This window comes from Ketogulonicigenium vulgare WSH-001 (assembly GCF_000223375.1).
In the GTDB taxonomy this organism is placed as follows: Bacteria; Pseudomonadota; Alphaproteobacteria; order Rhodobacterales; family Rhodobacteraceae; genus Ketogulonicigenium; species Ketogulonicigenium vulgare.
This window is the reverse complement of the sequence record NC_017384.1, coordinates 1,435,196-1,447,060: the sequence shown is the minus strand read 5'-3', so window position 1 is coordinate 1,447,060 and position 11,865 is coordinate 1,435,196. Positions and strand designations below refer to the sequence as shown.

The 11,865-nt window shown below is 61.6% G+C and carries 12 protein-coding genes; 8 read left to right on the top strand and 4 right to left on the bottom strand.

Translation table 11 applies throughout. From position 1 onward, the window contains the following. Positions 1 to 64 precede the first annotated feature (64 nt). The gene (locus KVU_RS07095; RefSeq protein ID WP_013384670.1) at positions 65 to 1,096 is read right to left on the bottom strand and encodes an ABC transporter substrate-binding protein; all 1,032 of its coding nucleotides are present in this window, start codon (positions 1,094 to 1,096) and stop codon (positions 65 to 67) included. Positions 1,097 to 1,332: 236 nt separating this feature from the next. Between KVU_RS07095 and KVU_RS07090 the strand changes: the two genes are divergently transcribed. The 6 genes from KVU_RS07090 (at position 1,333) to KVU_RS07065 (ending at position 7,419) form a co-directional block, all read left to right on the top strand. Beyond that, positions 1,333 to 2,415: an ABC transporter ATP-binding protein gene (locus KVU_RS07090; RefSeq protein WP_013384669.1), complete on the top strand. Its 1,083-nt coding sequence runs from the start codon at positions 1,333 to 1,335 to the stop codon at positions 2,413 to 2,415. A gap of 141 nt (positions 2,416 to 2,556) precedes the next feature. Continuing rightward, positions 2,557 to 3,846 (top strand): ABC transporter substrate-binding protein, encoded by a 1,290-nt coding sequence (locus tag KVU_RS07085; protein WP_013384668.1) that lies wholly within the window; start codon positions 2,557 to 2,559, stop codon positions 3,844 to 3,846. Next, entirely contained in the window at positions 3,843 to 4,781 is a 939-nt protein-coding gene (locus KVU_RS07080; protein ID WP_013384667.1) for a carbohydrate ABC transporter permease, read from the top strand. The genes KVU_RS07085 and KVU_RS07080 overlap by 4 nt, the downstream gene beginning before the upstream one ends. Beyond that, a complete protein-coding gene (locus KVU_RS07075; RefSeq protein ID WP_013384666.1) occupies positions 4,778 to 5,683 on the top strand; it encodes a carbohydrate ABC transporter permease in 906 nt (301 codons plus the stop codon). The genes KVU_RS07080 and KVU_RS07075 overlap by 4 nt, the downstream gene beginning before the upstream one ends. 31 nt (positions 5,684 to 5,714) lie before the next feature. Next, complete coding sequence (locus KVU_RS07070) at positions 5,715 to 6,527, top strand: sugar phosphate isomerase/epimerase family protein (protein WP_013384665.1); 813 nt, start codon at positions 5,715 to 5,717, stop codon at positions 6,525 to 6,527. An 85-nt stretch (positions 6,528 to 6,612) separates the two neighbouring features. Then, on the top strand, positions 6,613 to 7,419 hold the full coding sequence (locus tag KVU_RS07065; protein WP_013384664.1) for a sugar phosphate isomerase/epimerase family protein: 807 nt from the start codon (positions 6,613 to 6,615) through the stop codon (positions 7,417 to 7,419). 41 nt (positions 7,420 to 7,460) lie between these two features. Here KVU_RS07065 and KVU_RS07060 read toward each other — a convergent pair whose 3' ends face one another. The 3 genes from KVU_RS07060 to KVU_RS07050 form a co-directional block, all read right to left on the bottom strand. Next, complete coding sequence (locus KVU_RS07060) at positions 7,461 to 8,387, bottom strand: LysR substrate-binding domain-containing protein (protein WP_013384663.1); 927 nt, start codon at positions 8,385 to 8,387, stop codon at positions 7,461 to 7,463. A gap of 88 nt (positions 8,388 to 8,475) precedes the next feature. Beyond that, complete coding sequence (locus KVU_RS07055) at positions 8,476 to 9,507, bottom strand: L-idonate 5-dehydrogenase (RefSeq protein WP_013384662.1); 1,032 nt, start codon at positions 9,505 to 9,507, stop codon at positions 8,476 to 8,478. Positions 9,508 to 9,514: 7 nt separating this feature from the next. Next, entirely contained in the window at positions 9,515 to 10,462 is a 948-nt protein-coding gene (locus tag KVU_RS07050; RefSeq protein WP_013384661.1) for a 2-hydroxyacid dehydrogenase, read from the bottom strand. A 94-nt stretch (positions 10,463 to 10,556) separates the two neighbouring features. Between KVU_RS07050 and KVU_RS07045 the strand changes: the two genes are divergently transcribed. Both KVU_RS07045 and KVU_RS07040 read left to right on the top strand, forming a co-directional pair. Then, positions 10,557 to 11,345, top strand: a complete 789-nt coding sequence (locus KVU_RS07045) for an SDR family oxidoreductase (RefSeq protein ID WP_013384660.1) — start codon at positions 10,557 to 10,559, stop codon at positions 11,343 to 11,345. Then, positions 11,314 to 11,856 carry a gluconokinase gene (locus KVU_RS07040; RefSeq protein ID WP_013384659.1) on the top strand — a complete coding sequence of 181 codons (543 nt, stop codon included), beginning with the start codon at positions 11,314 to 11,316 and terminating at the stop codon, positions 11,854 to 11,856. The genes KVU_RS07045 and KVU_RS07040 overlap by 32 nt, the downstream gene beginning before the upstream one ends. Positions 11,857 to 11,865 lie beyond the last annotated feature (9 nt).

The following is an 11,865-nucleotide window of genomic DNA, read 5'->3' as shown; positions in this document are numbered from 1 at the left end:
TCCTGCAAGTCGCCGTTGGCGCGCACAGATGGTGCGCGCCCAGGCCTTTGCTAACGATAGGGGATTACGGCGCCAGATTGACCAGTTGATAGGTCGAGGCGGCCAGATCTGCCGGGATAATATCCATGCCGACCATATGATCCGCAGGCAGCGTATTCACACAATCCGCCGAAGTGACGGGCATAGTGGGAATACCGCCCAAACGGCATTGCAGCGCCTGGCCTTCTTCGCTGAGCAGCCAGTCGATGAACAGCAGCGCGGCATTAGGGTTGCTTGCACCAACGGGGACGGCGGTCCCTTGGGCCGGGGCGTGGTTCAGACCCTCGGGCAGGGTGAGGCCGATGGGCGCGCCCTGACCGCGCAGCGCGGCGGAATGGACGGGCACCGACGGCACCATCAACTCGAACGCGCCTGCGGCAACCTGCTGTGCGCCCGACGAGGCGGTGTTCACGATCTGCGGGTTATTCGCCATCAGCCCGCTAAACCAATCCTCGCCATAAGCATTGCGCAGGCCGATCAGGAAGGACAGCTGATTGGTCGAGCCGCGCGGGTCCACGATGACGATCTGATCCTTCCAGCGCGGATCGGCAAGGCCTTCCCAACTGGCCAGATGCTGCGCGATGTCATCTTGCGAGACCGTGGTGTTATTATAGGTCACCAGTTGAATATCCGTCTGATAAACCGCGTAATTCGGATTTTCAGGCGTGATCAGCGGTGTCATTTCCCCCAGCGCTGGCACGTTTTCAGGCCCCAGCGGAATGAACAGATCAGGCCGTTCCTGCATCAGCACGGTCGAGGCCGTGGTCAGCAAATCGGCCTGCGTGATCCCTGCATCATGCTCGGACACGAAACGCGCAAAGACCTGAACCGAGGGCAGGCGGATGTAATCGACGTCGATCGCGGGGTATTTCGCCTCGAACGCGGCGAGCTTGGCCTCCATCTCGGCGTCTTGGTTCGAGGAATAGATGATCAGCCGGCCTTCGGCTGCGGCCGCGGCCTCTAGATCCGCGCGGGCATCCGCGAATGCGATGCTGGTGGTGCCGGCCAAAATGGCTGCGACGCATAGAGTACGGGTGATGGTTTTGTGCGCTTTCATGCTGCTCCTCCCAAAGCTGCGAATGTGCTGTGGGACGACTGTGTCAAAGCTGGTGGCAAGCCACAAATGCCAAAGTCCTAGAGGTGGTATAACTTTAGTGTATACCTCACTCTGGGTCATAGGCTTTGCGTATGGCATCACAATCATAAGCGCGTTGCCGAGTGCGCCCCGGTGTCTCTACACTTTGTGAAAATCGCTGGTGCGACATGCGCCGCGCATAAAAGGCGGCAGGGAACATGGCCAATCTGACATTACAATCCGTGCATAAATCCTATGGCAACCATCCGGTGATCAACGGGGTCGACCTGCAGGTCAAGCATGGCGAATTCGTTGTTTTCGTCGGCCCGTCGGGTTGCGGAAAGTCGACGCTGCTGCGGATGATCGCGGGGCTGGAGAGCATCACTGCGGGCGAGCTGCGAATCGGGGACGAGATCTGCAACGATGTCCATCCGGGCGATCGCGGCATTGCGATGGTGTTCCAGTCCTATGCGCTTTATCCGCATATGAGCGTTTACGACAATATCGGCTTCAATATGAAGGTGAACCGCACGCCCAAAGATGTGCGGGATCAGAAAATCCGCAATGCGGCCCGCATCTTGCAAATCGAACATCTGCTGACCCGCCGCCCCGCGCAGCTATCAGGCGGCCAGCGCCAGCGTGTTGCCATCGGTCGTGCCATCGTGCGCGAGCCCGAGGTCTTCTTGTTTGACGAGCCGCTGTCGAACCTTGATGCCGCCCTGCGCGTCGATATGCGGATGGAGCTGTCGAGCCTGCACCGCGAACTGGGCGCAACGATGATTTATGTCACGCATGATCAGGTCGAGGCGATGACTTTGGCCGATAAGATCGTCGTGATGGATAGCGGCACGGTGCAGCAGGTTGGCGCACCAATTGCCCTGTACCGTCGCCCGGCGAACCGGTTTGTCGCGGGCTTTATCGGCAGCCCCAAGATGAACTTTTTCGATGTGCAGATTGATGCGGTTGCGGTGGATAGCCTGACCGTATCGGGTGTGGATATCGTCCCTGTGCGCGTGCCGGCCAATACGGCAGGGCTGCAGGTCGGCGATCAGGTCACGCTTGGCATCCGGCCGCAGGATATGTCCATCGGTCAGGCGGGCGGTGTCGGTGGCACTGTTGCATTGGTTGAACGCTTGGGCAGTGAAACCATCGTCAGCGCGCATCTGTCGGCGGGCGGCAAGATGCTGGTCGCACTGGATGGCGATGCCAGTTTCCAGATCGGCCAGCGCGCCACATTCGATTTCGATCCCGCGCTGGTCGCAGTGTTTGATGCGGACGGTCAATCGCGCTTTGTCGACTAGCCGTTCCATAACGGGATGCTATCGCGCCAGATCAAACCCGTCTTTCCAATGATGATGCCAGTGCGCGCATCATGATGTTACGGGCCGCCCAACCCGCCGTGAGAGCGGGAGGGCGCCGCGCCCGTCCAACCGGAGGTGAAAATGAAATATACGACGACAATGCCGCGCGCGATTGCGCCATTGACCCTAATCGCCGCGCTGCTGTGCGGCAGCGCTGCCGTTGCTCAAGACCGACTAGAAGTCTGGTCGCGCAGCGGCCCGCAAGCCGCCGCGACCTATCAGGCCGTATTCGACGCCTTTACGGCCAAAACGGGCATTCAGGTCGAATATCTGGCGACAGTGGAATTTGAGACGCAGCTGCGTGCGCGTGCAGCCTCGCGCGATTTGCCGGATGTGCTGATCTATGACCAATCCTCGATGGCGGGCTATGCCAATGAGGGGATGATCCTGCCGGTTGACCGCGCGGCTTTGGTCGGCGCCGATGACCTCAGCGACGCATCATGGGATTCGGTGCGGATGGCGAATGGCGATTACTACGGTGTGCCCTTTAGCCAACATGCGCAGGTGACCTTTGTGCGCCGCGACTGGCGCGAGGCGCTGGGTTTCGATGTGCCGACCACGCATGAAGAGCTGATCGCCCTCGCCACGGCTTTTGCGACCGGTGATCCCGATGGCAATGGCGTCAATGGCGATACCTATGGCATGGCCGTACCGGGCACCACAGATCGCGGCTTTTTCGCGTGGTGGCTGTCGTCTTATATGATGCAGCGCGGTGGATCGTTTGTTGAGGGAGCCGAGGGGAAATACACCGTCACCGTCAATAGCGTTGAGAGCGTGGCTGCGGTGGAATGGATCCAAAGCCTGTTTTGCGGCACGCCCTCCCTCGTGCAGCCCGGTGCCTTGACCAATGCCAGCGCAACGCCGTTTTTTGCCGAAGGCCACGCCGGCATCTATCAAACCGGCCCCTATGCGATCGCGAATTTCGACAACGCGCCTGGTGCCGACAAATACGAGATCATCATCGCCCCCGCTGGCCCCGGCGGTGCAAGCACGCTGACCGAACGTACCAGCATTTATCTGGGCGCGACATCAACCATGCCCGATGCGCAAAAGGCACTTGCCGAATTTCTGATAAGCCCCGAGGGGCAGGAAATTGGCATGACCGCCCCCGGCCAGCCAGTTGTGCGCCTGCCGGTGAATACGACGCTGGATGGCGCCGCAATTTACGGTGATGATCGCTGGCGTGTGGTCGAGGCACAATTGGCCGATAGCCAACTGATGCCCTCGGACATCGACTTTACCGCCGCGCGCCTCGAGATTGCCGAAGGCTTTCAGGCGATGTTCGCGCAATGCGCCCCCGTTGGCCCCGCGCTGGACAATCTTGCGCTGGCCATCTCGGATGCGCTGGCCGATCAGGACGCGCTGCAATGAGTGATCTGACGGGCGCGACGCGCCAATCGCCCGCCCCGTCCACCCCCGCCCGCGCGCGTCGCGGGCGGCCCCAGTCGCAGTGGTGGACGGTCTGGGTCTTCCTGATGCCAGCACTGCTGCTGTTCCTGTATTTCAAATTCATCCCGATGTTCGCAGGCATCGAGATGAGCTTTCAGCAAGTGCGCCCCTTCCTTGGCAACCTATGGGTCGGCTGGGACAATTACGCCCGCGTCGTGACCGATCCCCGCTTTCACAGTGCGATCTCAAACACGATACTGCTGGGGGTCGGCCAATCGGTCGGCGCCGTGCTGGGCGGTTTGCTGCTCGCGCTGCTGCTGGAAGGGCCAAGCCGCGTGCTTTGGTTCATCCGCACCGCCGCCTTCTTGCCCGTCGTCACCGCCACAGCCGTTGTGGGCGAGATCTGGCGCATCATCTTTTTCCCCGCGCCCAACGGTTTCCTGAACAGCGTCATCGGCCTGTTTGGCATGGGGCCGCTGCGATATCTAGAGGACCCGGCCATTGCGATCTATTCGGTGATGGCGGTCGGTATCTGGCAGAATGCGCCCTATTATATGGTGATTTTCCTTGCGGGCCTCGCGGGGGTTGACCGCTCGCTGTACGAGGCGGCGGCGATTGACGGGGCAAAGCTGCGGCACCGCCTGCTGTACGTCACGCTGCCCGCGCTGCGCCCCGCGATGATGATCGTGATGGTGCTGGCTGCGGTGCGCTGTCTGCGCGTTTTTACGGATGTCTGGGTGCTGACCGGCGGCGGCCCCGCTGGCGCGACCGAGGTCTGGATGACCCGCATCTATTCCCTTGGGTTCGAGCGCAACCAGATCGGCCTTGCCGCTGCTGCCTCGATCCTGCTGCTGATCACCAGCGTCGTCCTGACCATGCTGGCGGTCTACCTGACCCGTGCAAGGCGCGTGAAATGACGATGATTTCTGAAACCAAACGCCCACGCCGCGGCAAGATCGACGGTACATTCGACACGGCCATCGGCTGGCAAAGTGGCACGGCGCAAAGCTTTTTGGCGCGTGCCTTGCCCGCCGCGCTGATCCTGTTCGTCTTTGCCGGCCCGATCATGACGATCATCGCCGGGGCTTTCGATCTGAACCCCGATCCCACCCGCCTGACGCTATGGCCGACCAACCCCAGCCTTGCCAATTTCGAAGTGGCGACCAATCGCGGCATTTGGGGCTATTTCTTTAATTCACTGCTGATCGCGGGTCTTGGCCTTGTGCTGCAGATCGTCGTTGCGGTGACGGCGGGCTATGCGCTGGCGCGCCGCAAATTTGTCGGGCAGACTGTGGTCCTTGGCATTTTCCTCGCCACGATGATGCTGCCCGAAGAGGTCGTCGCCGTGCCGCTGGCCGTTGTGCTGGGTGACCTGCCGCTGGTCGGAGTGAACCTGCGCGGCACGATCTTTGCGATCATCCTGCCGGTTGCCGCATCCGCGTTTTCGATCCTCGTGATGGCCGCCTTTATGCGCGATATCCCCGAAGAGATTATCGAGGCCGCCAAGATCGACGGCGCCAGCGAGATGCGCATTTTGGTGCAAATCATTCTGCCGATGTGCACCCCCGCGCTGGGCGTGGTCGCGATCTTTGGCTTTAACGGTATCTGGGACCAATATCTGCTGCCGATCATCGCCGCGAACCGCACCGCCGATTATACGATCACGGTCGTGCTTTCCAGCCTGCGCGCCGATGTGCAGGTGGGGCAGGGCGTATTGCTGGCGGGGGCCTTCCTTGCGCTGGTGCCCAGCCTGATCGTCTACCTGCTGCTGCAAAACTCGCTGATCCGGGGCATCACCTCGGGCGCGGTCAAGGGCTAGCGCCTGAAACTTTCAATTCAAAGGTTACGACATGATCCTTTCTTCTGTCACTGACGAGGTCTTGCCCGACCGCTCTCACGGTGCCTTCCCCCGCATTTTTGAAACAGCCGCCGCACAGGGCGTGACCAATTTCGAAATCCGCATGGTCGAGGCCAAGCGCTTTCCCATCGTCGAAAGTGAGGCGTGGGAGCGGCTTAAACATTACGGCAAAGAATATGGCATCACCTATTCGTCCGTCTCGCCCGGGCTGTTCAAAACCACTCTGAACAGCGATCTGATGCTGGCCCATGCCGGTTACCTGGCCTCTGCCAGCATGGATGTGGCCGAACGCATCGATATCAATACATTGGTCACTTTTGGCGTGCTGCGCGACCCCAGTGATGATGCAAGCAGCTTCGATCGCGTCGTCGCGCTGCTGCGCAACACGGCCGAGCTTGCCGCCGCGCGCGGCTTTACCGTGCAACTGGAAAATCTGCCGGGCACATGGGCCGATACCGCCGACAACTGCCTTGCCCTGCTGCAGGCGGTCGATCATCCCGCCTTTGGCTATATCTGGGATGTCGGCAATCTTTACGAGGCCGAACCCGTCCATTTCCGCGCAGGCTATGACAAGCTAAAGCCCTATATCCGCAACGTCCATCTGAAGGACGGCAGCTTTGTCCACGGCAAGATGGAATGGCAGCATTTCGGCACGGGCGCGACGGATATCAAAGGCCAGATCGAGGTGCTGAAAGCCGATGGCTATACCGGCACCCTGACCGTCGAGCCCAAATGCGAGCCGCAGATGGACGAAGATTTCCCGACCTCCATGCGCTACCTGCGCGGGCTTTTGGGCCTGACCTAACCCTTTTCACCCTTTCCCAACCGCCAGACGGGCTGCGCAGGCGCGCAGGCCCGCTGGTCTTTTGCATCCAAGTCATGAGGAACCCATGCAAGTCACTGCCGTCACGAACGAAGTCTACCCCGATGCGACGCCTGCGGGCCTCGATAAGATTTTCACCCGCGCGACCGAGGCTGGCGTTTCGCTGTTCGAGCTGCGCATCGTCGAGGGCAAGCGTTTCCCGTATTTCGACGCCGACGCCTATGAACGTCTGATCGCCAAGTCGAAAGCCTATGGTATCACCTATTCGGCCGCATCCCCCGGCCTGTTCAAGGCACCCCTGCGCGGCGAGATCATGGAGCTGCACCGCAACCACCTGCTGTCCATGAGCATGGATCTGGCCGATGCGATGGGCATCAACGCCCTGATCCTGTTTGGCCCCAGCCGTCGCCCCGATGACAGCGAGGGTGATTTCAACCAGATCGTCGATCTGATTGGTGCGGCTGTTGATACCGCCGCCGCGCGCGGCTTTAGCGTGCAGTTGGAAAACCTGCCGGGGTCGTGGGCCGACACCAGCGACAATTGCCTTGCGCTGCTGGATGCTGTCGGTCGCAGCAGCTTTGGCTATGTCTGGGATACCGGCAATCTTTATGAGGCCGAGCAGCAGCATTTCCGTGCAGGCTATGACAAGCTAAAGCCCTATATCCGCAATGTTCATCTGAAAGACGGCCGCATCATCGACGGCAAGATGGTCTGGCAGCGCTACGGCGAGGGCGTGACCGATGTCAAAGGTCAGGTCGAGGCACTGCGCGCCGACGGCTACACCGGGACGCTGGTGATGGAGGCCGCTTGCCAGCCGCACCATCTGGATGATTTCCCGACCTCGGTGAAATACCTGCAATCGGTTCTGGCATAAGATTTTGGCATAAGATTTAGGGCCCTGCGAAAGCGGGGCCCTTATTCGTCTACGATATTCTGGGCGATTTGGCGCAGGCGGTCGCGGACGGCGGCGGCAGGCTCGGACAGGGGCAGTTGGCCCGACACGCAAATCGCCATGTTCACCTTCATATTCGGCTTGCGGATGCGCAAGATGCGCGCATCGGGCAGGCGGCGGCGGATGGCATGGGCGGCAGAGATCGGTAGGATCGTGCTGCCCAGCCCCTCGGACACAGCGCCCGCGAGCAGCGAGATCGACTCGGTTTCGGCCACGACCTGCACCGTCAGACCCGCGCGCGCCAGCGTCGTATCAAGCACCTGCCGCACGGTATGAATGCGCCGGGGCAGCACCATCGGCAGGGTGATCGCATCTGCAAGCCGCACCTCTTTCGCAGGATCGAGGCCGCCCTCGCCCGAGGGGGTGAAGCTCTGATCATGGGTGACCAGATACAGCTCTTCGGTGCGGACAGTCTCGAACGACAGGCTGGGCAGGCCACCGGGGTCAAAAATCAGCGCAAGGTCGGTCTTGCCCGTCATCACCTGTTCACTGATGACGCCGCCGACATTTTCGTTCACATGCAGCATGATACCGGGAAAATCCCGTTTCACCTCGGCCATCAGTTGCACCGCGATTGTCGGCCCAAGGCTGAGGGGGGCGAAGGTCACCGAGACAAATCCGGTCAGCGCCTCAGACGTGCGACTGATGTCAAGCTCGGCGCGCTCCATCTGTTTGATGATCTGCTGGCAATGGGCATAAAGGATGCGGCCGGCCTCGGTCGGGACAACGCCCCGTTTTGATCGCAAAAGCAACGGCTTGCCAAAATGCGCCTCGAGCGCGGCAATCTGCTGGCTGAGGGCGGGCTGCGCGATACGCAGGATCGTGGCGGCGCGGGTGATGCTGCCGATATCGACGATGCGGGCAAAGGCATAAAGCCGTTTGATATCCATGATCCCCCCTTTGGTCATGGCTGTTATAGGCGGTATTGGGGTATCGGGGCCAGTTGGCATTTGGGGCGGTCAGCGCCGCCCCAATGCGTCAGGCAAAGGCGATCTGCGTCTTGATCGCTTGGCTACGGTCGGCGGCCAGGCGAAACGCAGCCTCGGCCTGATCCAGTGGCAAGGTGGCGGTGATCAGCGGCTTGACGTCGATCAACCCCTTGCGCATCAGATCGACGCCGATGGCGAACTCGCTGTGAAAGCGGAACGAGCCGCGCAGGTCGAGTTCCTTGGACGTCAGCATCACCATCGGCAGCGCCATATCGCCGCCCAGACCCAGTTGCATAATGATCCCGCGCGGGCGCATCGTCGCAATCGCTGGAATGACGGCGGCGGCGACGCCGGTGCATTCGTATAGCACGTCGAACGTGCCCTTGCCCGCGGCAAAACCCGTCAGGCCATCAGGGTCGGTCGCCGTATTGACCGTCACATCCGCGCCCACACGGCGCGCCATTTGCAGCGTGAAATCCGAGATATCGACGGCAACAATCTCGGCCGCGCCTGCGCGTCGGGCGGCCAGGATCGAGAGGAGGCCAATCGGGCCGCAGCCTGTCACCAGCACGCGTTTGCCGACCAGATCACCCGCGCGCCGTGTGGCATGCAGGCAGACCGCGAGCGGTTCGGCCATCGCAGCCTCGCCTGCGCTCAAGCCCTCGGCCCGCGCACATTGACTGGCATCGGCGACCAGCACTTGGCGGAACGCGCCCTGAATATGCGGGAATGGCATGGCCGAGCCGTAAAAGCGCATATTCAGACAATGATTCGGCAGCCCTTCATAACAATAGGCACAGGACCCGCAGGGGCGCGAGGGCGAGACCGCCACCAGATCGCCCACCGCAAGGCCGGCGACACCCGCGCCCAGTTCGGTGATATGGCCGGAAACCTCATGCCCCAGCACCATCGGCTCGCGCAGGCGCACCGCGCCGAAACCGCCGTGGTTGTAATAATGCAGATCCGATCCACAGATCCCGCCTGCGGCAAGGGCGATTTTCACCTGGCCCGCGCCGACGGCCTCGTCGGGGCGATCTTCAACGCGCAGGTCATGCGCGGCATGGATGACAATGGCTTTCATCATTCCCTCACACAACCGGGGTCAGCAGGGGACTGCCCGCAAAATGCGCGGTCAGATTGTCGCGCAGCAGTTGGCCCATGGCCTTGCGTGTTTCGATCGTGCCCGAGGCGTGATGCGGTTGCAGCAGGACATTGGGCAGATCGCGAAAGCGCGGATCGAAATTCGGCTCGCCCTCGAACACATCCAGCGCGGCGGAACCCAGACGGCCATCCGCCAGCGCGGCGATCAGCGCCTCCTCGTCGATATTGGAGGCGCGCGAGATGTTGATCAGCATCCCCTCGGGGCCAAGGGCCTCGATCACGTCGCGACCGACGATATGGCGCGTCGCGGCGGATGCGGCCAGTGTGACGAACAGGAAATCGACATCGCGAGCTAGCGTCACGGCATCTTCGACGAAGGTCCAATCGGGCGCATAGGATTTCGGGGCGATATCGGAATAGGAAATCTGCATGTCGAAACCGGCAAGGCGACGGGCCACTTCGAACCCGATGCGTCCAAGCCCGAGGACACCTGCGCGACGCCCGAAAACGCGGCGCTTCAGCGGATACAGCCCCTCGGCCGCCCATTTTCCGCTGCGCGCCCAAGTCTCGGCGCCGATAATGCCGCGCGACTGGGCCAGCATCATCGCAACGCCCAGATCCGCAACATCACCCGTCAGAACGTCGGGCGTATTGGTCACCTGAATGCCGCGCTCGCGGCAGGCGGCCAGATCAACCGCATCATAGCCAACGCCGTAAACCGAGATCAGCTCAAGGTTCGGGCAGGCCTCGATCAGCGCACGGCTCGCACCCAGCTCGCCGCGCGTCGCGATCGCGCGGATGCGGTCGCCAACGTTGGCCAGCATAGCGGCGCGATCATCGGCCTCGAACAGGCGGTGAACGGTAAAGGCGGCGTCAAGCGGCTCCTGATCCCATGCGGGATAGGGGCCAAGTTGCAGGATTTCAGGCTTTGTCATGGTCGTGATCCAAGAATCAGTGAAAATCGGCTTGACTGTATTTGTTATCGATAACAAAATTTGACGCAATCAGTATTTCATCACGGGGTGGCCCATGTCGGTCAGCAATTATCTAGAGGGGCTGTTCGGCCTGAACGGTCGGCGGGCGCTGGTGACGGGATCGTCACAGGGGATCGGTTTCGCACTGGCGGGCGGCCTTGCGCGGGCAGGGGCGCGCGTTGTGCTGAATGGGCGCGATCCGGCAAAGCTGGCGGATGCGGCGCAGCGCCTGCAGGGCAGCTTTCCGGGGGCGGATATCGAAACGTTGGCCTTTGATGCCACCGATCATGCCGCCGTGCGCGCCGCCGTCGATGGGTTCGAGGCCGCGCACGGCCCCATCGATATTCTGGTGAACAACGCCGGCATGCAGTACCGCAGCCCGCTCGAGGACTTTCCGGCCGACCGATTCGAGGCGTTGTTGCAAACCAATATCGCCTCGGTTTTCAACGTCGGGCAGGCGGTCGGGCGGCATATGATTGCGCGCGGAGAGGGGAAGATCGTGAATATCTGCTCGGTGCAGACCGCGCTCGCCCGGCCTGGTATTGCGCCCTATACGGCGACAAAGGGTGCGGTTGGCAATCTGACCAAAGGTATGGCGACCGATTGGGCGCGCCACGGACTGCAATGTAATGCCATCGCGCCCGGCTATTTCGACACGCCGCTGAACGCCGCGCTGGTGCAGGACGAGCTGTTCAGCCAGTGGCTGCAAAAGCGCACCCCCGCCGGACGTTGGGGTCTGGTTGAAGAATTGATCGGGGCCTGTATTTTCCTGTCATCCAATGCGTCATCTTTTGTGAATGGACATGTGCTCTATGTCGACGGCGGTATCACTGCATCTCTCTGACCCGCCGCGCATTGTGCTGATGGGCGTATCGGGTTGTGGAAAATCATCGGTTGGTGCGGCTTTGTCCGCGCTGACAGGCGTGCCCTATCAGGATGCGGATGACCTGCATCCCAGTGCGAATGTGGAAAAGATGCGCGCGGGGATTGCGCTGACGGATGACGACCGCTGGCCATGGCTGACAACCTGCGCCGAGGCGCTGGCCGGCAGCGCGGGCGGGCTCATTCTGGGCTGCTCTGCGCTGAAACGCATCTATCGCGATCATCTGCGCGGCGCGGCGGGTCGGGATCTGGCCTTTGTCCATCTGATTGGCACGCGCGAGGTGATCCTCGAGCGGATGCGCGCGCGCGTGAACCATTATATGCCGGTCAGCCTGCTGGACAGCCAGTTCGCCACGCTTGAGCCACCGGGCGAAGATGAAAACGCGATGGCGGTGTCGATTGACGTGCCGCCCGCGCAGATCGCCGCGCAGATCCGCAGCGCCTATGCGTGGCAGGGTCTGCAGGCCTCATGAAAAGCGCAA